We start from the raw sequence: 519 nt of genomic DNA, 5'->3' as shown, positions 1-519 counted from the left end.
GAATTTGTTTTGATAGAAGAGTTTGAGATGGTGCGGAAGGAGAGACTTGAACTCTCACACCTTGCGGCGCCAGAACCTAAATCTGGTGCGTCTACCAATTCCGCCACTTCCGCGTCTCAAATTTTCTATCTTGTTATCCGCTAATTGGTAAAAGCCAATAACAATTGTATGGTGGCTACGACGGGATTCGAACCTGTGACCCCATCATTATGAGTGATGTGCTCTAACCAACTGAGCTACGTAGCCATGTTTTTCGAGCGAGACAATATAATACAATCTCAACTCCACTTCTACCGAAAATTTAAAAAGATTTCGACAGAAGAAATAATGGCTGGGCTACCTGGATTCGAACCAGGGAATGGCGGCATCAAAAGCCGCTGCCTTACCGCTTGGCGATAGCCCAACTGCGAGTGTGATGTTCACTCTAAATAATGGTGCGGAAGGAGAGACTTGAACTCTCACACCTTGCGGCGCCAGAACCTAAATCTGGTGCGTCTACCAATTCCGCCACTTCCGCAT

Annotated in this window: 4 tRNA genes; all 4 read right to left on the bottom strand. The window is 46.6% G+C overall.

The annotated features are described in order from the left end of the window. Positions 1-28: 28 nt before the first annotated feature. Positions 29-113: transfer RNA gene (locus RH89_RS16765), tRNA-Leu, on the bottom strand. Between the two features lie 56 nt (positions 114-169). Continuing rightward, positions 170-246, bottom strand: a tRNA-Met gene (locus RH89_RS16760). Positions 247-328: 82 nt separating this feature from the next. Then, positions 329-403: transfer RNA gene (locus tag RH89_RS16755), tRNA-Gln, on the bottom strand. 29 nt (positions 404-432) lie between these two features. After that, positions 433-517 (bottom strand) — tRNA-Leu (locus RH89_RS16750). Between the last annotated feature and the right edge of the window lie 2 nt (positions 518-519).

It is taken from the genome of Vibrio nigripulchritudo ATCC 27043 (genome assembly GCF_000222685.1).
GTDB classification, from domain to species: Bacteria; Pseudomonadota; Gammaproteobacteria; order Enterobacterales; family Vibrionaceae; genus Vibrio; species Vibrio nigripulchritudo.
This window is presented reverse-complemented; position numbering and strand designations above follow the sequence as displayed.